The 19,238-nt window shown below is 49.4% G+C and carries 21 protein-coding genes and 1 tRNA gene; 3 read left to right on the forward strand and 19 right to left on the reverse strand.

What is annotated here, in order from left to right:
* Positions 1-56: 56 nt before the first annotated feature.
* From secG to galU, 5 genes are all read right to left on the reverse strand, one after another.
* The gene (gene secG / locus KNO95_RS06660; protein ID WP_012726902.1) at positions 57-281 is read right to left on the reverse strand and encodes a preprotein translocase subunit SecG; all 225 of its coding nucleotides are present in this window, start codon (positions 279-281) and stop codon (positions 57-59) included.
* A 73-nt stretch (positions 282-354) separates the two neighbouring features.
* Positions 355-1,242: a YitT family protein gene (locus KNO95_RS06665; protein WP_051545959.1), complete on the reverse strand. Its 888-nt coding sequence runs from the start codon at positions 1,240-1,242 to the stop codon at positions 355-357.
* Positions 1,243-1,289: 47 nt separating this feature from the next.
* Positions 1,290-2,630 (reverse strand): glycosyltransferase, encoded by a 1,341-nt coding sequence (locus KNO95_RS06670; protein ID WP_034770925.1) that lies wholly within the window; start codon positions 2,628-2,630, stop codon positions 1,290-1,292.
* The gene (locus KNO95_RS06675) at positions 2,627-3,835 is read right to left on the reverse strand and encodes a glycosyltransferase family 4 protein (protein WP_034771416.1); all 1,209 of its coding nucleotides are present in this window, start codon (positions 3,833-3,835) and stop codon (positions 2,627-2,629) included. Before KNO95_RS06675 ends, KNO95_RS06670 begins: the two co-directional genes overlap by 4 nt.
* Positions 3,836-3,856: 21 nt before the next feature.
* Positions 3,857-4,738, reverse strand: a complete 882-nt coding sequence (galU, locus tag KNO95_RS06680) for a UTP--glucose-1-phosphate uridylyltransferase GalU (RefSeq protein WP_026825448.1) — start codon at positions 4,736-4,738, stop codon at positions 3,857-3,859.
* A gap of 155 nt (positions 4,739-4,893) precedes the next feature.
* Here galU and KNO95_RS06685 point away from each other — a divergent pair, with 155 nt between their 5' ends.
* Complete coding sequence (locus KNO95_RS06685; protein ID WP_026825447.1) at positions 4,894-5,100, forward strand: hypothetical protein; 207 nt, start codon at positions 4,894-4,896, stop codon at positions 5,098-5,100.
* Positions 5,101-5,271: 171 nt separating this feature from the next.
* Here KNO95_RS06685 and eno read toward each other — a convergent pair whose 3' ends face one another.
* From eno to KNO95_RS06725, 8 genes are all read right to left on the reverse strand, one after another.
* Positions 5,272-6,564, reverse strand: a complete 1,293-nt coding sequence (gene eno, locus KNO95_RS06690) for a phosphopyruvate hydratase (RefSeq protein WP_026825446.1) — start codon at positions 6,562-6,564, stop codon at positions 5,272-5,274.
* A 36-nt stretch (positions 6,565-6,600) separates the two neighbouring features.
* On the reverse strand, positions 6,601-8,139 hold the full coding sequence (gene gpmI / locus KNO95_RS06695; protein ID WP_026825445.1) for a 2,3-bisphosphoglycerate-independent phosphoglycerate mutase: 1,539 nt from the start codon (positions 8,137-8,139) through the stop codon (positions 6,601-6,603).
* On the reverse strand, positions 8,140-8,892 hold the full coding sequence (gene tpiA / locus KNO95_RS06700; RefSeq protein WP_026825444.1) for a triose-phosphate isomerase: 753 nt from the start codon (positions 8,890-8,892) through the stop codon (positions 8,140-8,142). It abuts the gene before it with no gap.
* A gap of 18 nt (positions 8,893-8,910) precedes the next feature.
* Positions 8,911-10,095: a phosphoglycerate kinase gene (locus KNO95_RS06705; protein ID WP_026825443.1), complete on the reverse strand. Its 1,185-nt coding sequence runs from the start codon at positions 10,093-10,095 to the stop codon at positions 8,911-8,913.
* Positions 10,096-10,192: 97 nt separating this feature from the next.
* Positions 10,193-11,200, reverse strand: a complete 1,008-nt coding sequence (gene gap, locus KNO95_RS06710) for a type I glyceraldehyde-3-phosphate dehydrogenase (protein ID WP_026825442.1) — start codon at positions 11,198-11,200, stop codon at positions 10,193-10,195.
* Between the two features lie 57 nt (positions 11,201-11,257).
* On the reverse strand, positions 11,258-12,283 hold the full coding sequence (locus KNO95_RS06715; protein ID WP_026825441.1) for a sugar-binding transcriptional regulator: 1,026 nt from the start codon (positions 12,281-12,283) through the stop codon (positions 11,258-11,260).
* 112 nt (positions 12,284-12,395) lie between these two features.
* Positions 12,396-12,653 (reverse strand): glutaredoxin family protein, encoded by a 258-nt coding sequence (locus tag KNO95_RS06720; RefSeq protein ID WP_034770922.1) that lies wholly within the window; start codon positions 12,651-12,653, stop codon positions 12,396-12,398.
* 5 nt (positions 12,654-12,658) lie between these two features.
* Positions 12,659-13,804 (reverse strand): RNA polymerase factor sigma-54, encoded by a 1,146-nt coding sequence (locus KNO95_RS06725; RefSeq protein WP_026825439.1) that lies wholly within the window; start codon positions 13,802-13,804, stop codon positions 12,659-12,661.
* A 118-nt stretch (positions 13,805-13,922) separates the two neighbouring features.
* Here KNO95_RS06725 and KNO95_RS06730 point away from each other — a divergent pair.
* Positions 13,923-13,995 (forward strand) — tRNA-Arg (locus KNO95_RS06730).
* A 219-nt stretch (positions 13,996-14,214) separates the two neighbouring features.
* Positions 14,215-14,790: an ATP-dependent Clp endopeptidase proteolytic subunit ClpP gene (gene clpP, locus KNO95_RS06735; RefSeq protein WP_012726916.1), complete on the forward strand. Its 576-nt coding sequence runs from the start codon at positions 14,215-14,217 to the stop codon at positions 14,788-14,790.
* Positions 14,791-14,846: 56 nt separating this feature from the next.
* Here clpP and KNO95_RS06740 read toward each other — a convergent pair whose 3' ends face one another.
* The 6 genes from KNO95_RS06740 to rapZ all read right to left on the reverse strand — a co-directional run bounded on the left by KNO95_RS06740 (position 14,847) and on the right by rapZ (position 19,177).
* A complete protein-coding gene (locus KNO95_RS06740; RefSeq protein ID WP_235181827.1) occupies positions 14,847-15,290 on the reverse strand; it encodes a hypothetical protein in 444 nt (147 codons plus the stop codon).
* Between the two features lie 89 nt (positions 15,291-15,379).
* Positions 15,380-15,904 carry a DUF2179 domain-containing protein gene (locus tag KNO95_RS06745; RefSeq protein ID WP_026825437.1) on the reverse strand — a complete coding sequence of 175 codons (525 nt, stop codon included), beginning with the start codon at positions 15,902-15,904 and terminating at the stop codon, positions 15,380-15,382.
* 92 nt (positions 15,905-15,996) lie between these two features.
* Complete coding sequence (locus KNO95_RS06750; protein WP_012726920.1) at positions 15,997-16,233, reverse strand: hypothetical protein; 237 nt, start codon at positions 16,231-16,233, stop codon at positions 15,997-15,999.
* 86 nt (positions 16,234-16,319) lie between these two features.
* Positions 16,320-17,273, reverse strand: coding sequence for a DNA-binding protein WhiA (whiA, locus tag KNO95_RS06755; protein WP_026825436.1), 954 nt, complete (start codon positions 17,271-17,273; stop codon positions 16,320-16,322).
* A gap of 34 nt (positions 17,274-17,307) precedes the next feature.
* Positions 17,308-18,303 (reverse strand): gluconeogenesis factor YvcK family protein, encoded by a 996-nt coding sequence (locus KNO95_RS06760; protein WP_026825435.1) that lies wholly within the window; start codon positions 18,301-18,303, stop codon positions 17,308-17,310.
* A 1-nt stretch (position 18,304) separates the two neighbouring features.
* Positions 18,305-19,177: an RNase adapter RapZ gene (gene rapZ / locus KNO95_RS06765; RefSeq protein WP_026825434.1), complete on the reverse strand. Its 873-nt coding sequence runs from the start codon at positions 19,175-19,177 to the stop codon at positions 18,305-18,307.
* Between the last annotated feature and the right edge of the window lie 61 nt (positions 19,178-19,238).

Genomic DNA, 19,238 nt, shown 5'->3' on the forward strand with positions numbered 1-19,238 from the left:
CGAAAAAACAAAGGCTGACCGCCTCACGTGAAAATCGAGAACGATCAGCCTTATCATCATAATGATGCGACTAGTAATCCTAAAATGAAAAACAAAGTGCCTAGTACAGCTGCAGTTCGGTTCAAAACAGCATCGAAGCCGCGTGCTTTCTGGCGTCCGAACAACTGCTCCGCGCCACCTGCAATCGCTCCAAGACCTTGCGACCGACCTGACATGAGCAGTACGACGACAATCAATAAGACAGCCACGACAAGTAGGCTGATTGTAGCGATCGTTTGCATAGTAGTCAGTTCCTCCTTCTATTTACACGCCTTTTATTATATAGAAGTTATCAATAAAACACCAGCATTCAAATTATCGGGACGGGTAACTGAATCCTTCCCCGATGACTTCCTTCACTTGGTGGATGACGACGAAGGCCCGGTCGTCCGTCACTTGGACGATTTTTTTGAGCGGCGCGATCTGACGTTTGTCGACGATCATATACAACATGTTCTTATCTTGCTTCGTATAGTAGCCATGTCCATGGATAATCGTTGCCGAGCGGCCAAGCGTTTCCGTCAAGACGACGGCGAGCTCTTCATGTTTGTCACTGATGATCGTGACGGCCTTGCGGATGTTGAGTCCTTCCGCGACGAGGTCGATGACCCATGAGCCGATGATGATGGCGATGAGCGTATACAGGACGACCTGCTCCCCTAAGAAGAAGCCGGATGTCGCGACGACGATCGCGTCGATGATGAACATCGAGACGGCGACGCTCAAATGGAGATAGCGCTCCATGAGACGGGCGATGATGACACCCCCGCCGGTCGTACCGCCGACACGGAGCACCATGCCGATCCCGACCCCGATCATGATCCCGGCATAGACGGCCGCGAGCAGTTTGTCCTCAGCCGGGCTGCCCCAGTTATGCGTCAGACTGAGAAAGAACGACGTCGCGACGACCGCGATGACCGAATAGACCATTGTCCGGCGGTCAAGCAGCTTATAGCCGATGATAAAGAGAATCCCGTTCCCGATGATCGACGTGAGCCCGAGGTCCCAGCCGAACACGTAGTACAAGATGATCGTGACCCCGAGCAGGCCACCTTCCGAGAAATCGTTCGGTACGGTGAAGTAGTTGACCCCGAACGAGAGAATGAATGAGCCCGCGATGATCCAGGCGATGTCCTTCACCGAGATGGTTTGTAGCTTGCGCCATACTTGTTGGCGCAATAGATGTTGCTGTTGACGTTTCATACATGTCCTCCTTCCACATAAAAAAGACCGCGGCAAAAGCCGCAGTCTTAAGATTGTACTGGCTTTGGCGCACCGTCTTTCATAATCGGCAACTTGCGCTCCGCTGCATTTGCGTAGACGTTCAAGAGTGCCTCTTTTTCCAAATCCCAGTTATATTTCTCACGCGCGGTCTTCGTGTTCTCTTTGACACGCGCGTAGAGTGCTTGATCTTCAATCAATCGGTTGACGCCGTCCGCAATCGATTGTGGATCATGCGAATCGACGAGCACCCCGACGTCATTTCCCGCAACGACCCGTTCGATTTCAGGGAAGTCACATGAGACGACCGGTACTTCAGCCATCAAATACTCAAACAATTTATTAGATGAGGCCGAGTAATGGTTGAAGCAGACGTTGTTCAATACTTGGAAGCCTAAGTAGGCGTTCATCGTATAGTAAGGTAACGCTTCGACCGGTACTTTGTCAATCATCTTGACGCGGTCGCCGACCCCTTCCGTCTCAATCAACTGTTGAATCGTCGGTTTGAGCTTCCCGTCCCCGATCATGACGAGCGTACCTTCTTTGAAGTCTTTCGCCGCGAGCACGAGCTGTTCGAGGCCGCGTCCGGCTTGAACCCCACCTTGGTATAAGAGGATCTTCTCGTCTTTCGGCAAATCGAGGAGTGCATGCAAATCCTTACGAAGCGAGAAGTCGAGCGGACGATAAAACGGATAGTTGTGGAGCACATACGGATAGAACCCGTACAACTCTTCGTTATGTGCCGCACGTGTATGGTTCTCGACCATCATCGTATCGACGAACGGCAAGAGCCATCCTTCGAGGTTACTTTGAATGTAGCCGTAGCCGGTACGGTCCGTCTGTACTTCGTGCGAATCATAGACGATTCTGCCTTTGTTGAACACTTTTCCAGCGAGGAGTGCCTGCGGGAGTGTGTTCAAATCATTAGCATGGTAAAAGTCATACGATTTTTTCGTCGAAGCGAACACCATCTCGAGCATCGCACTCGCGTTGACGATTTGCTTACGTACTTGTGGTAACAAGACCGTTCCGACGGCTGCACCGAGCGCGAGCATCGTGAACGGCGCGAGTAAGACCAACCCGGCACCGACGAGCCCAGCACCAATCTGGCGGGTCTGCTTCTCGCTCACCCATTGGTATGTCTTCTTCGCGAATTTGAGCGCATTGACGAGAATCGAGGGTTGTCGCTTCACGCGGATAACACGGAAGCCTTCCGGACGCATCTCTTCTTTTGGAAGCTCTTTATTTTTAGGATCTTGAAGCGCAATCAAATCGACTTCATAACCTGCCTCGGCAAGTGCTGAGCACTCACGAAGGACGCGCGCATCATTCGTAAAATGGTTCCATACAAACATACATACTGACTTCATTGTCTTTCCTCCATCACTAACTGTTGTACGACTTGATCTAGCACGTCGATATTCTCTTCCCAACATAAATTCTCTTTGACGTAACGAATCCCGTTTGCCCCGAGTACCTCTCGAAGGTCTGGTCGGTCGAGGAGCTTCCGTAGAATCCGTTCGATCTCATCGATGTCACGCTTCCGTGACACGTAGCCGACTTCCGCCGCTTCAATGACATTCGCCGCATGGCCTGACACTGCTGCGACAATCGGTTTGCCGACCGCCATATAGTCGATCAGTTTCCCAGGGATGACCGTATCGAATACTTCTTGCTCGATCAGGCTGACGAACGCGACATCTGCATTTTTAATCGCCTGGAACGCCTCCGTCCTTGGCATCGCCTCGAGGAACAAGAAGTTTCGGAAGCCGCGATCTTTAATCGTCTGCTTCAACTCTTCTTTCCGATATCCGTAGCCAATCAATTTGAAATGAACCCGTGGCTCGTCCCGGAACCGTTCGGCGAGTTCGAGCAACAGAGACACGTCCTGGGCAAGACCCATATTTCCGGCGTATAAAATCTCCATCCGGTCGTCCGGTGGAATCGTCCGCTCGAGCGTGCGCTCCGCTTCCCGAATCGAGTTCGGCATATAGTGGATTATCTCATTCGGGACACCGCGCTGACGAAGATAGCTGCGGAATCCTTCCGAGTTGATGATCACTTCATCTGCGGAACGATACAATCGCTTCTCGAGCCAAAACGCTGGCGCGAGCACCCAGTCATGTTTGAATACCCCGACCCCTTTTACCGATTCCGGCCAAAGGTCGCGAACGTCTAGAATAAGTGGGACGCGATACTTTCGCTTCGCATATACTCCGACAAACGCCATAAAAAAAGAAGGGGTCGTCGCAAACACGACGTCAGGCTTCAACTTTAACTGGCGAACGGCTCCAATCCCTTTTACCATCTGTTCGAGGAATAAAAAGAGACGGCTGACCATATTGGACGTATGTTTCCGTTTCTTCGTGACGAGTCGTTTGATGAACGGCTGGTCGTTCAGCTCGCGGTCGTTCCAGAAACGGTCGTCCTGATACATATCAAAGCTCGGGTACGAAGGGGAGGCGGTAACGACCTCGACTTCATACCCGCGCTGTTTCATCAAATGCGTAATGTTTTGCATCCGGTTACCGGCACTGCCGATTTCCGGATAATAGTTTTGGCACACCATGAGCATTGTTTTCAAAAATAACACACCTTACTGTTGATCAAGTTCGTCCACGAGCCGTTTCAATAAGGCGTGGACGTCATCTTTTAAATCAGGATCGCTGAGTGCATGGCAAATCGTCGTTTCGACGAACCCGATTGGCTCTCCGACATCATAGCGTCGACCATCAAATTCATAAGCGAAGACCGTTTCTGCCTCATTCAAGCGTGCAATCGCATCCGTCAATTGTATCTCGCCTCCGGCACCTGCTTCTTGCCCCGATAGCGCCTCGAAGACGTCCGGTTTCAAGATGTATCGACCGAGGATGGCGAAGTTAGACGGGGCCTCATCGACGGGCGGCTTCTCGACGAACGTCCTCACCGGGATGAGCTTCCCTTCGACGGCAAGCGGGTCAATTATACCATATCGGTTCGTCATTTCATACGGGACACGCTGTACCCCGATGATGGAACGTTCATGCTCCTCATATTGATCAATCAATTGCTTCGTAGCCGGTACGTCGGATTCGATGATATCGTCTCCGAGTAAGACAGCGAACGGCTCATCCCCGATAAACTTTCGGGCGCACCAAATCGCGTGACCGAGACCTTTTGGCTCCTGTTGGCGTATGTAGTGAATGTTCGCCAAGTTCGAGGAGTGACGGACCGATTCGAGCAAGCGGGTCTTCCCTTTCGATTCGAGGTTCTGCTCCAATTCGAGCGCACGGTCGAAGTGGTCTTCAATCGCCCGTTTATTCTTACCTGTGACGATGATGATGTCCTCAATCCCTGAGGCGACGGCCTCCTCGACGATGAACTGGATCGTCGGCTTGTTGACAATCGGCAACATTTCTTTTGGCATGGCTTTCGTGGCAGGAAGGAAGCGGGTGCCGAGACCGGCGGCTGGGATGATGGCTTTTCGTACTCGTGTCATAAGCAGTGGCTCCTTTACTCGTTATGTAGAGAGTATACCCAAATTTTGTGCAAACTTACACAACCCTAAACTAGTTATGTTGAGGCAATTAAAGAAATATAAATAGTATTTTTTACTCCTAATGATATTATAAATATTGGAAGGAGGTGACTTTTATGCCTTTGTATGGATACAATAAAAATGTTGATCAAAACGGAAAACACGAAGTACACACATTTAACTGTTCTTTCAAACCATTTAACTTAGAAGAGATAGGCTCAGCCTCAGATTGTAAAGAAGCTATCTTAAAAGCTAAAAGGTTGACTGGAAAAACAAATTTTGATGGCTGTTACTATTGCAGTCGTGAATGTAGTAAATCTTAATACACTCAATATTACATGGCACACTATTGACAGGTTCTCTGTCTATTAGTGTGTTTTTTAATTATCATTATACAATTTCGGATTCTAAATTCTATAACGTAGATTTCGCAAGTTAAAGTATAGAAACCACAAAAAAACAGGCCCGCACGAAGCGAGCCTGAAAACAATCAATTATTTTTTGAGGTTATAGAACGACTTGATGCCGTCGTATTTCGCAACATCGCCGAGCATGTCTTCGATGCGGAGAAGTTGGTTGTATTTCGCGATACGGTCAGTACGTGAAAGTGAACCAGTTTTGATTTGACCAGCGTTTGTCGCAACAGCGATGTCCGCGATTGTCGCATCTTCTGTTTCACCAGAACGGTGTGAGATAACTGCTGTGTAGCCAGCTTTTTTAGCCATTTCGATTGCGTCGAATGTTTCTGTGAGCGTACCGATTTGGTTAACTTTGATGAGGATCGAGTTTGAGATTCCTTTTTCGATACCTTCAGCAAGTTTCTCAGTGTTCGTTACGAAGAGGTCATCCCCAACGAGCTGAACTTTGCTACCGATTTTGTCAGTAAGCAATTTGAAGCCGTCCCAGTCGTTTTCGTCGCAACCGTCTTCGATTGAGATGATTGGGTACTTGTCGACGAGCTCAGCGTAGAAGTCTACAAGCTCAGCAGTTGTCATCGTTTTGCCTTCACCAGCGAGTTCGTACTTGCCAGTTGACTTGTCATAGAATTCTGAAGACGCAACGTCCATTGCGAGGTAGATATCTTCTCCAGCTTTGTAACCAGCTTTTTCGATCGCTTCAAGGATAACTGTGATCGCTTCTTCGTTTGACTTCAAGTTTGGTGCGAAACCACCTTCGTCACCAACAGCCGTGTTGAGACCCATACCAGAAAGAACTGATTTGAGGGCGTGGAATACTTCTGCACCCATGCGGAGCGCTTCACGGAACGTTGGCGCGCCAACAGGCATAATCATGAACTCTTGGAAGTCAACGTTGTTGTCAGCGTGTGAACCACCGTTGATGATGTTCATCATTGGAGTCGGAAGCGTCTTCGCGTTGAATCCACCGAGGTATGTGTAAAGTGGAAGGCCAAGCTCGTCTGCTGCTGCGTGTGCTGCTGCCATTGAGACACCGAGGATCGCGTTCGCGCCGAGTTTACCTTTGTTTTTCGTACCGTCGAGCTCAATCATTTTCGCATCGAGTGCGTTTTGGTCGAATACATCGTAGCCGATGAGTTCTGGTGCGATCGTGTCGTTCACGTTCGCAACTGCTTTCAAGACACCTTTACCGAGGTAACGTGACTTGTCGCCATCGCGAAGCTCAACTGCTTCGTGCTCACCTGTTGATGCGCCTGATGGGACGAGGGCACGGCCGAAACCGCCGTCTTCTGTGAAGACTTCTACTTCTACTGATGGGTTACCGCGTGAATCTAAAATTTCGCGTGCGTAAATTTCTGTAATCATTGACATGAAAAATCGCTCCTTTTCGTTTGAAAAATAGTTGTTTTATTTTGTAACGATTGATGAACCAGTCATTTCAGCTGGCTGCTCTCCACCGAGAAGGTCGAGAAGCGTTGGGGCGAGGTCGCAAAGTGCGCCTTCGAGAACTGGTTTCAGTTCGACTCCCTCTTTTGTGACGATACATGGAACAGGTTCCGTCGTGTGCGCCGTCATCGGTGAACCATCTGGGTTCGTGACGATGTCCGCGTTCCCGTGGTCCGCTGTGATGATGGCCGCGCCACCTTTAGCAAGTAATGCGTCCACTACTTTACCGAGGCATTCGTCGACCACTTCGATCGCTTTCTTCGTCGGCTCAAGCTTACCTGAGTGTCCGACCATATCCGGGTTCGCGAAGTTGATGATGTATGCATCATACTCATCCGACTCGATACGTTCGAGCAAACCGTCTGTGAGTTCATATGCGCTCATTTCTGGTTGAAGATCGTACGTCGCGACTTTCGGTGAAGGTACGAGGAGACGATCCTCACCTTCGAACGGCTTCTCTTGTTGTCCGTTCAAGAAGAACGTGACGTGTGGGTACTTCTCTGTTTCTGCGGCGCGGAGTTGCTTGTATCCTTGCGCAGAGAGTGTTTCCCCGAGTGTGTTCTTCAAATCTTCTGGTGGGAAGACGATATCTGTGTCAATCACATCCGAGTACTTCGTCATCGAAACGAGGAGAAGGTTCTCAGGATGATTTTCAGAGAGTTTGAAGCCTTCGAATCCGGCTTTCTCTTTGAACACTTTCGACAACTGAATCGCCCGGTCCGGACGGAAGTTGAAGAACATGATGGCATCGTTGTCTTGGATTGTCGCGACCGGCTTGCCATCTTTTTCGATGACGGTCGGTAAGACGAACTCATCCGTCAAATCGTTCTCGTAAGACTTCTTGAGAACCTCGACTGGGTCCGTGCCGACTTCGCCTTTGCCGTTTACAAGAACGTCGTATACTTTCTCGACGCGCTCCCAACGGTTGTCGCGGTCCATGGCATAGTAGCGACCAGACACGCTAGCGACTTGACCGACACCGAGTTCAGCAAGCTTCTCTTCTGTTTCCTTGAGGAAACCAGCTCCTGACTTCGGATCACAGTCACGGCCGTCCGTGAACGCGTGAATGTACACTTTTTCGATGCCGTGTAGTTTTGCGAACTCAACGATGGCAAACATGTGGTTGATGTGCGAGTGAATCCCGCCATCTGACACGAGGCCCATGATGTGGAGGCTCGAGTCATGTTTCTTCACATGTCCTGCCAAATGGTTCATCGCTTGACGATCGAATAACGAACGGTCTTTGATTGCGTTGTTGACGCGTGAGAGTGACTGATAGACGACCCGGCCGGCACCGATGTTCAAGTGACCGACTTCCGAGTTCCCCATCTGTCCTTCTGGAAGACCGACGTACTCGCCTTTTGCGTTTAAGAGCGTATGTGGATACTGCTCCCAGTAGCGGTCGAAGTTCGGTTTGTCCGCGGCCATGACCGCGTTACCGAACGATTCGTCACGCATCCCGAAACCATCTAAGATGATGAGTGCGACTGGTCTAGCCATTTAAATCGCCTCCAACAATTTGAGGAACGAAGCGGCTTCAAGTGAAGCACCGCCGACGAGTGCGCCGTCGATGTCTTCTTGTGCCATGTACTCTTTGATGTTCTCAGGTTTGACAGATCCACCGTATTGGATGCGTACTGCAGCCGCTACGTCTTCGCCGTAAAGACCTTTCACAACGTCACGAACATACTTACAAGAGCTTTGTGCGTCAGCTTCGTCCGCTGATTTACCTGTACCGATTGCCCAAACTGGCTCGTACGCAATGACGAGTTGTTTGACTTGGTCAGCAGAGAGGTCAGCTAGACCGCCTTCGACTTGTGTTTTGATGACTTCTTCGAACTTGTCGCCTTCGCGCTCCTCGAGTGTTTCACCGACACAAACGATTGGCGTAAGACCGTGTTCAAACGCTTTTTTCGTTTTGCTGTTGATGAACGCATCTGATTCGCCGAAGTACTCGCGACGTTCTGAGTGACCGAGGATGACGTACGTCACACCAAGGTCAGCGACCATCACTGGGCTGATTTCGCCAGTGTAGGCACCGCTATCTTTGTCGTACATGTTTTGTGCACCGAGCATTAAGTTTGACCCTTTAGCTGCTTCTACCATCGGTGCGAGGAAAAGTGCCGGAGCACCAATCGCTGCATCTACTTTGTCAGTAGATGGGATGTTGTTTTTTACTTCCTCTACGAAAGCGACAGCTTCCGAGAGTGTTTTGTTCATTTTCCAGTTACCTGCAATAATCGGTTTACGCATCGATAACCCTCCTCTAAATTACTTGTCGTTCAACGCCTCGACACCTGGAAGTTTTTTGCCTTCCATGAATTCGAGTGACGCGCCGCCACCAGTTGAGATGTGACTCATCTTGTCAGCAAGACCAAACTTGGCTGCCGCAGCGGCTGAGTCGCCACCACCGATGATTGAGTATGCATCGCTGTCCGCAAGTGCTTGAGCGACACCTTTCGTTCCGTTTGCGTATTTATCGAGTTCGAATACGCCCATCGGTCCGTTCCATACGACAAGTTTCGATTCGCGAATCGCGTCCGCGTAAAGTTCGACTGTCTTCGGTCCGATATCGAGACCCATGTGATCCGCTGGGATCGAGTCGATATCGACTGGGCCGACATACGTTTCTTCGCCGAATTCTTTCGCGATGACGCAGTCGACAGGCATCAAGAATTTCACGCCTTTGTCTTCTGCTTTCTTCATGAATTGACGAGCGAGGTCAAGCTTATCCTCTTCAAGGAGTGAATTCCCAACTTCGTGCCCGAGTGCTTTCGAGAACGTGTACGAGAGTCCACCACCGATGATGAGTGTGTCAACGATGTCAAGAAGGTGGTCGATGACCCCAATCTTGTCAGCTACTTTCGATCCGCCGATAATCGCCGTGAACGGACGATCCGGGTTAGAAAGAGCTTTACCGAGAACTTCAAGTTCTTTTTCCATCAAGAGACCCGAAACGGCTGTATCCACGTGGTGTGCAACCCCTTCAGTTGAAGCGTGCGCACGGTGAGCCGCGCCGAATGCGTCGTTGACGTATACGTCAGCAAGTGCTGCAAATCCTTTTGCAAGCTCAGGATCGTTTTTCGTTTCTCCTGGGTAGAAACGAACATTCTCTAAAACGACGACATCGCCTTCAGAGAGTTTAGCGACCGCTTCTTCTGCAACAGGGCCGTATGCTTCTTCGACGAGCGGTACATCTTTTCCGAGGAGCTCAGCGAGACGCTTTGCTACCGGAGCAAGTGAGAACTCAGGGTTCTTCTCGCCTTTTGGACGGCCGAGGTGGCTCGCAAGGACAAGTTTCGCACCACCGTCAAGCAAGTGCTTGATCGTTGGAAGTGCGGCTTGGATCCGAGTTTCATCTTGGATGACGCCATCTTTGAGTGGAACGTTGAAGTCAACGCGGCAAAAGACGCGTTTCCCTTTTACATCGATGTCACGAATAGACTGTTTGTTCATAACTTTCGCCTCCATATGTCGTGCGTGTTATTTCATAAATAGAGCGGAGAACAATCTCTTGTTTCCGCTCCTATTTGATTCTATTTAGTTCACGAACTTACTTCGCGATGTTAGCGAAGTGCTTAACTGTGCGAACCAATTGTGCAGTGTAAGACATTTCGTTGTCGTACCAAGAAACCGTCTTAACGAGTTGCTTGTCGCCAACTGTCATCACTTTAGTTTGAGTCGCATCGAAGAGTGAACCGTATGCGATACCAACGACGTCAGAAGAAACGATTTGGTCTTCAGTGTAACCGAATGACTCGTTCGCTGCTGCTTTCATTGCTGCGTTTACTTCGTCAACAGATACTTGCTTGTCGAGTACAGTTACGAGTTCAGTGAGTGAACCTGTAGCAACTGGTACACGTTGTGCAGCACCGTCAAGTTTTCCTTGAAGTTCAGGAATTACAAGACCGATTGCTTTAGCAGCACCTGTTGTGTTAGGAACGATGTTCGCTGCAGCTGCACGTGCACGACGGAAGTCACCTTTAGGGTGTGGAGCGTCAAGCGTGTTTTGGTCACCAGTGTAAGCGTGAATCGTCGTCATGAGACCTTCAACGATTCCGAACTGATCTTGAAGAACTTTAGCCATTGGTGCCAAGCAGTTTGTTGTACAAGAAGCACCTGAGATGACTGTTTCAGAACCATCAAGAATTTCGTGGTTTGTGTTGTAAACAACAGTTTTCATGTCACCTGTAGCAGGAGCCGAGATAACAACTTTCTTCGCGCCAGCTTTCAAGTGAAGCTCAGCTTTTTCTTTTGAAGTGAAGAATCCAGTACATTCGAGAACGATGTCTACACCGAGGTCTCCCCATGGAAGTTCTTCAGGGTTACGGTTAGCGAGCGTGATAACTTTCTCTCCGTTTACGAGGAAGTGATCGTCGTGTACTTCAACTTCTCCATCGAAACGACCTTGAGTCGTGTCATATTTGAGAAGGTGTGCAAGCATCTTCGTGTCTGTCAAGTCGTTGATTGCAACAACTTCGATTCCTTCGTTTTTGATGATCTCGCGGAATGCCAAACGACCGATACGTCCAAATCCGTTAATACCAACTTTTACTGCCATGTTAATTTCCTCCTTAGGGTAGAAGCTATTTATTGAAGAGCCAACGGGGTCAACTCTTTAATAACAAGTTAATAATTCTTTCGCCGCACCTTCGTCTGTGACGAGGATGATGTTCGACGTGTGTTTCGCATAAGCGGCGATCGCCTGCGCCTTCGACTTTCCTCCAGCAACCGCAATGACGGTATCCATGTCATCCAGCTCTTCGAGTTGAATCCCAACCGTCTTGACGCGATGGACGATTTCACCTTCAGCATTGAAATAATATCCGAATGCCTCGGCGACGGCATCATGCCGTTCAATCATCCGCAAATGCTCCGGCGATGCGTGACGACGTTTTGCCATCGTTTCTGCCTCACCAATTCCATGTACCACTATTTGCGCCGCTCTAATCATTTCCAGCACATTTTTTATGCTAGGTTCCTCCACCATCCGGTCGAACGTTTCTTGTGATACTTCATCCGGAATATGTAGAAGATGATAGTCTGCGTGGGCCCGGTCCGCCATGCGTGAACAGACGGTGTTTGCTTGAAGTTCAAGCGTTTCTCCCAGACCTCCACGTGCCGGCACAAAGTGCATCGGGCGTTCTTTTTTATCGGGCGACATCATGGCCGCAACCGATGCCATCGTCGTTCCACCTGTTACCGCGATCACGTTATCATCCGGCGCGAGCCGCGCTTTTAATTGCGTGACCGCTGCCCGTCCGATATCGCGTTGGACCCAGAATGTTTCATCCGAATCACCCGGCACGATGACGACTTGGCGAACCCCTAACTTCTCTTCAAGCTCTCTTGCCACTTCTGAGATTCCAAGAAGCTCTCCCATAATCTCATGCAAGTCTCGCAAGACGTTTCGTCCCGTCTCACTGAGGGAAATTCCTTGAGTAGCGACGTAAAGGAGACCTTGATCTTTCAAAAAGTCAACCTCTCGCCTGAGTACTCGTTCGGTCAATCCCAAACTCGTTGCGAGTGTCCTGCGGCCGATTGGCTGCATCAAGCGGACGTAATGTAAGATATCGTAACGATGTCGGAGCGTATCGAGCAGGTCAGGGACAATTTGCTTCTGAACGTGAATCAGTTGCTGGATCATGCTCATACCCCCTCGACTTTAAGTGTGGACAATTTTCGTCCCACTTTTTTATTTGCGTCCCACCGCTACGAGTTCATCTTATCAATCACTTTTCCGTCTGACAACCCCTTCAAACGTTTTTTTTCAATGTAAGCGTATACTTAACAAAATCTTCAACTTTGTTGTCATCATATCGCCCTTGACTGATGACCTCTCCTTCATGTATAAGAACGGGGATTTCGAAGAGATACTTTTCTTCGAGTACCTCGTCCCCTGTGATATCAATTTGTTCGATTTCAATTGGATAGTCTTCTTGAAGCCATTCGAGCATGACGACCGCCTCGTCACAAAGCGAGCAATTCTCACGTTTATATAATGTCAATTTCATCTGAGTCACCCTTTCCATAACTGCCGCTCACGCTCCCGTGAGTTACCGAACCCTAGTTCTTCCCGGTAGTTCGTCACCGTCCGACGTGTCACTTGATAACCGTATCGTGCCAGCTCATGGGCGAGCGTCTGGTCACTTTGTGGTGCTGTCTCTTGTTGAATCAGTTCAGCGAGCGTACGTTTGATCATAAACGGTGAATGACCATGACTCGTCGACCGGACAAAAAAGTGTCTCCACTCCATAATCCCGTTCTCAGTCTTGGCGAATTTCCCTTGGATGGCACGCCCGACCGTCGATTCATGTTTTCCGATCAAGTGCGCGACCGTCCGACGGGTCAACGGGTTGAGGACGAGTTTTCCCTTGAGCCATTCCGTCTGACGTGATTCGATGACGCCCCAAATCTCACGCAACGTCTCATTCCGCATCGCAAGGGATGTCATCCACCATCTCGCCTCACGGTCATTGCCGACTCGCGTCGAATCGAGCTCAGGGCTGAGCCACGTCGTGACGAGTTTTTCGTCTTCATAGCGCACCTCGACTTCCGGAAAAATTTGACTAGTTTCTTCATATAAACTAGGACGTTTCGGAAGCGTCGCTACAATACGTTCTAGACCGGCAAGCTCTTCCTCTGAGACGGCAAGTACGATTGCCATCTGTTGATGACTCACACCGTTCTCGATTGCGTCGAATACATCGACGACACGAGGGTCGTCATGTTCGATCGCATGTCGATATTGACACTCTCTTTCTGTTCTCGCCCCAATCCCCGTCGGTTCAAGAAACAAGAGCGCCTGTCTCGCTTGTTCGATTTGAGCGACATCAACTTGAAGACGCTCCGCCAACACTTCATTCGTGTCCGGCAATAATCCTCGATGGTCGAGCAAGAGGACGAGCTTTCGTCTAAGCTCTTTATCCCTCTCACTACCGTTCCCTTCTTGAATTTGGGTGAACAGCTTCTCTTCAAACGCGCTCGCCACATCCTCGATCCATTCGACACCCCCGCTTCCGAGATGGATGTTCGCGTTATGTCGGGCTAGCCGTGCAAGACGAAATATGAGCGCCAGACGATCCGCCTCGAGCACCGGTAGCCGTTGCACGAGGTCTTGCGTCATCTGTTGCTGTTGCACTTGTTTTTGTTCTTGCCGTTGCATCGTTCTCCCCCCTCTTCTCTATTGTAACGAACCCGCTCCACTCGCGCTCAAAAAAGGTAAATGAACAGGATTGCTTTTTCAATAAAACAAATGTATAATAAATTCGTGTCACACATATGCACCCGTAGCTCAGGGGATAGAGCACTGGTTTCCGGTGCCAGGTGTCGGGAGTTCGAATCTCTCCGGGTGTATCAGAAATAAAGGACGAAGACCTTAGTTGGTTTTCGTCCTTTTTGTATATTTTCACCTACAATTTCAAACCACCCCGCTTCCGAATAGAATAACGTGAGCACTTGAGACGTTTTACACATCGTGGGTCGTGGAATAACCAGTAGAAAGGGTTTCTGTTTGACCAACATTGACTATACAGGTATGATGAAATTACAACCTACATAAAGGAGGCAGATTCAATGTTAATTCCAACAGTTATCGAACAAACAGGCCGTGGGGAGCGCGCGTATGACATCTACTCACGCTTGCTCAAAGACCGTATCATCCTTCTCGGTAGTGCGATTGACGACAACGTCGCGAACTCCATCGTCGCACAGCTCCTCTTCCTCGCAGCTGAGGATCCAGAAAAGGACATCTCGCTCTACATCAACAGCCCAGGTGGTTCGATTACAGCAGGTATGGCGATCTATGACACGATGAACTTCATCAAGCCGAACGTGTCGACGATTTGTATCGGAATGGCTGCATCGATGGGTGCCTTCTTGCTCCAAGCCGGTGAAAAAGGTAAACGCTTCGCATTGCCAAACGCGGAGATTATGATTCACCAACCGCTCGGTGGCACACAAGGCCAAGCGTCAGACATTAAAATTCACGCAGAACGCATCATCAAAATGCGTGAGAAGTTGAACCAAATCATGGCAGAAAACACTGGACAGCCACTTGAAGTCATCGAACGCGACACAGAGCGCGACTACTTCATGGCAGCTGACCAAGCGAAAGACTACGGTCTCATCGACAAAGTCATGACACGCTAATCATACAAAAGACGTTTCCCATTTCTATCGGGAAACGTCTTTTAATATGGTTTTTGTCACTTTTCGGACACCTTGACGCCGAATACGTACCGACTATCGCCTTGCGTCCATTCCCCGCCGAATTCATAGAGATAGGTGCCCGGCTCCTCCGGGACGATTGCGTCTGTCGGGACGAGTTCGCCGTCTTCGATTCGATGAAAACTCGATGCCTTCGGTTCCGCATGATAGACGACGTCGATTCGGTCTCCCGGTTTGACCGTAATCAGTTGCAGGTCATCCGCTTCCGGCAAACCATAGTCGGCGCATGTCGCTTGATTGCCGGCCTCCCAACAGTACGTCGATTGTTCTACTTCCGCCGTCACCGAACCGACTCGGACAGTCGGGAGTGGTGGTTTGACGGTGTCTTCTCCGTCGCCTAACAGCGTCACGGCAAAATAGATGATGCCAACACCGACAAGCAAGAATAATAAGACAATCCAAAAACGTCGATTGCTCTTCACGGTCTCATCTCCTTCTCTCACTAGTTCCCTATCGCGTAGTAAAATTCCTACTCCAACAAAAAAAGACCCACTTACGTGAGTCTCGTGCGTCATTTCGGGCGACGTAGCCCTTTCATCATATAGCCGCCTTTGAAATCAATCGGGTCAAATGCGACGAGAAACGCCTTCGGTTCATGTTTCTCGACAAGTTCACGAAGTTCCTTCATCCGTGTCCGGGCCGCCAATACGTCAAGACGATAACGGATTCCGTCACGTCCTTGACCTTGGTAATGTGTCACACCGTATCCATTGTCGCGCATCTGTTGAATGAGCTCGGCCGGGTACTCTTTCGTGTGAACTTGAATCATGTTGTAGCCGATTGCGAGTTTCCGTTCGACGAAGCCACCGAGTAAAATCCCGAGTCCGAACCCGACCGCATAGACGATCATTCCGAGCGTCGTCAAATCCTGGAATACAATACCGAGCGCGAAGATATAAATTAATGTTTCTAGCGTACCAAACATCGCTGCAATCATTGTTTTGCCTTTAACAAGCATAATCGTTCGAAGGGTCAGAACCGGCACGAAGATTAATTGTAACAATAAAATAAGTAGCAATTGACTTGCTTGTCCCATACATTTGCCCTCCTCTTTATTCAGTACCTCAACTATTCCAAATTTTCTGGAGAGATGCAACTAAAAAAGGCTGACCGAAGTCAACCTTTCACTTAGTTATCTAGATTCTTTACGCTCGTGAGCAACTCGTAGTCTTTACGAATGACTTCGTAGATTGCATTCTTATCTCCGTTCAACAACTCTTCTGCACGAAGCTGGTTCAAGAAGAGGCTCGTTGCAAACGTGACGAGTGCACTTTTCGGAATCCCGATTTCTTTTGCACGCTCTGTGATGACTTGATCGAGCTTAGCGTCGATCGTGAGCGATAATCTTTTCTTTTCATTCGACATAATGATGAAGCTCCTTTAATTCGCTTTTCATAAAACCTATACACAATTGCTTATTATATAGGAAGAATGGTTTTGGTGCAACCGCATCACGAAGATGCAATCTCGCCACCGCTGCGCACACGCTCGGCAATTTGATCAATTTTACGAAGTCTATGGTTGATTCCTGACTTCGATATTGGTCCGGACTCGAGCATCTCCCCGAGCTCCTGCAAGGAGACGTCTTGATGCGTGACACGCAGTTCGGCGATCTCCCGCAGTTTTTTCGGCAAGACATCGAGTCCGACTGTCCGTTCTAAGAATTTGATATTCTCAACCTGACGCAATGCCGCACCGACCGTCTTGTTCAAGTTCGCTGTCTCACAGTTGACGAGACGGTTGACGGAGTTACGCATATCTTTGATGATGCGTGCATCTTCAAATTCCAGCATCCCTCGTGTGGCGCCAATCAATTTGAGGAAATCTGAGATTTTCTCGCTCTCTTTCATGTAAAGGATATGTCCTTTTTTCCGTTCGAGCGTCTTTGCGTTCAAATCAAAGCGGTTCGCCAAATCACGTAGCGCCTGATTATGATTTTCATACAAACTATACACTTCGAGGTGATACGATGACGTCTTCGGATGGTTGATCGACCCACCCGCAAGAAACGCCCCACGTAAATAGGCACGTGCCAAGTTCTCGTCCCTTGTCATATCCGAGTTCAGTGTCCGGATCATCTCATAATTCTCTCCGAGAATCTCGAGGTCCCGAAGCATCGTCTCTGCATGTTGTGATACACGGACGATATAGACGTTGTTCTTTTTCAGACGCATTTTCTTCCGTACAAACAAATCGAGCGGATGGTCGTAAAGCCGCTTCATCAATGAATACATCCGCCGGGCAATCGAGGCGTTCTCCGTCGAGACATCAAGGGTCATACCTCGTCCTAGGGCAAGCGAGATGACTCCATTCATCCGAACGAGTGCCGACAATTCAGCTTTCGCCTCGGCATCGTTTGCTTCGAGCTGGGTGAGTTCTTTCTTCACATCTGATGCAAAGCTCATCGAGTTCCCCTCCTTTCTATCTTTCAAACAATCTTTATTTCAATTCCAACTCCTGAAACGAACGAGGTTTCTTAATCCGAAGCACCCGTTGCATGACAAGTCCGGCGATGGCATCAGAGTCATGGCGGATATAATCGCGGTTATAGTCAACGATATCCCCTGCGAGGACGTTCGTCCCGTAGTGTCGGAGCTTTTTCCGGTCGAAACGGACTTCTTCTGATCCGTCTTCAAGATAGCGCTCTAAATAGTCTTCAGCAATCGGCTCGTTATTAACAACAATCGTGTCAATTGATGCCTTCCCGAGGTACGACTCGACGACTTTCAAATGTTTCATCGCGTCATAACCTTTCGTCTCCCCCGGTTGTGTCATAACGTTACAAATGTAGACGACCGGGACTTTCGAGCGGATGATTTCTTCCCGTACGGCCGGGATGAGTAAGTTCGGGATGATGCTCGTATAGAGACTTCCTGGACCGAGGACGATGACGTCTGCTTCTTCAATTGCCTCAACGACCCCGGGTGCCGGCTTGATGCCGTCCTCGAGTAAGAACAGGCGTTTAATCGGCTGCTCTTGGAGCGGGATTTTGGATTCCCCTTTGACAATCGTTCCGTCTTCGAACTCCGCCGCGAGTGTCATGAGCGTCTCTGTGACCGGCAATACCTTCCCTTGTGCGTTCAAGAGCTGTGACATGACGTCAATCGCTTTCACAAACGAGCCTTCACAAATGTGCGTCGCCGCCGTGAGCATCAAGTTTCCGAGGGAGTGCCCTTCTAAGCCATAGCCCGTGTCGAATCGGTATTGCAAAATTTTATCCATTAATGGCTCGACTTCCGATAATGCCAAGATGACGTTTCGAATGTCCCCTGGAGGCAACATATGAAACTCGTCACGCAGACGTCCCGAACTCCCGCCGTCATCGCCTACCGTGACGATGGCCGTGATGTCGAGCGGATAATGTTTCAAGCCACGAACGAGAGTGGACAATCCCGTTCCTCCACCGATGGCCACTACTTTCCGGTCTCGTCTCATGTCACTTCTCCTTCGTCGCGTGAGCGAGGTCACGGTGGACTGTCTTCACGTTATATCGCTCGGCGAAGTGTTCCGATACTTTCTCAGCAAATGTGATCGATCGGTGTTTTCCGCCCGTACAACCGAACGCCACGACAATCTGTGTCTTTCCTTCGCGCTTATATTGCGGAAGGAGGAACTCGAGCATGTCAATCAACTTTTTATAGAACGCTCGTGCCTCCGGATGTGACATGACGTAATCCTGCACTTCTGTCGTCTGACCCGTGAGCGGTCGAAGCTCAGGTATATAAAACGGGTTCGTAATGAAACGGACATCGAATAACAAGTCGATATCGAGCGGCACCCCATGTTTGAAACCAAACGACATGAAGTTGACCGTGAACGGAATCCGTTCCTCATTAAATTGTTGTAGGATGCGGTCCTTCAACATCTGTGGCTTCAAATCACTCGTGTCATAAAGCGTATGAGCACGGTCACGGAATCCTTCTAGCAGTTCGCGCTCCATCTTGATCCCAACGAGTGGCGCATCTTCAGGTGCGAGCGGATGTGAACGTCGTGTCTCTTTATAGCGACGAACGAGCACGTCGTCCCTTGTCTCTAAGTACAATAGATGTGGATGTACATTTTTCTTTTCTAAATCGTCAATGACGATGAACAAGCTGTCGATAAAATCTCTCGTGCGTGTATCAATAGCGACCGCGATTTTCGGCCGGACCGAGCTGATGACATCAATCAATTGTGGCAAGAGAACCGGCGGTAAGTTATCGACACAAAAATAGCCGAGGTCCTCGAAACTATTCATCGCGACCGACTTCCCTGCCCCGCTCATTCCACTGATGATGATCAATTCTTCTAATCCTTTAAAATCTTCCATCTCGCTGACGCCCCCTTAAAATTGACAACCGAGCCGTGTGTGCAGCTCTCTCCATCTAGTA

Origin of the sequence: Exiguobacterium sp. ERU653, from assembly GCF_018617775.1 — a bacterium.
GTDB lineage: Bacteria > Bacillota > Bacilli > Exiguobacteriales > Exiguobacteriaceae > Exiguobacterium > Exiguobacterium marinum.